Consider the following 554-nt stretch of genomic DNA (forward strand, 5'->3'; position numbering starts at 1 on the left):
GGCGAATTGTGGCTTGCCTACCAACCCAAGCACGATACCTTGGGACGCTTGGTGGGAGTCGAAGCCTTGGTGCGTTGGAACCATGCCGCCTATGGCCCGATTTCCCCCGTGGTGATGGTGGCTTTGTCCGAAAACGGAAGTTCCATTCACAAGTTGGGGGGCTGGGTGTTGGAGCAAGCCTGCGCATGCAAGGCCAGATGGAATGCCATGGGCTACCAGGATCTGACCATGGCGGTCAATCTTTCGCCCTTGCAACTGGAAGACACTGCCTTAACCCGCAAGCTGGAAGATCTACTGCATCGCCATGGGTTGAAYCCATCAGAAATTGAACTGGAAATTACCGAATCGGCGGTGATCCCCGACAGTCAAGCCGCGGAGCTAACCTTGCAAAAATTTGCAGAGATAGGTGTTCGGCTCGCCATGGATGACTTCGGTATGGGGTACTCATCGCTGTTGTACCTGCGCCGCTTTCATGTGCATTCCATCAAGATTGACGGATCGTTGACGCGTGATGTCCTGAGCAATCGCACCAATGCCGACATCATCCACACCAT

At 54.4% G+C, this 554-nt stretch carries 1 protein-coding gene; it reads left to right on the top strand.

The annotated features are described in order from the left end of the window. Positions 1–554 (top strand): EAL domain-containing protein (locus AC1DZ5_RS21535; RefSeq protein WP_477892856.1); only part of this gene is annotated, 554 nt, incomplete at both ends.

The organism is Rhodoferax sp. P1_F3 (assembly GCF_056405715.1).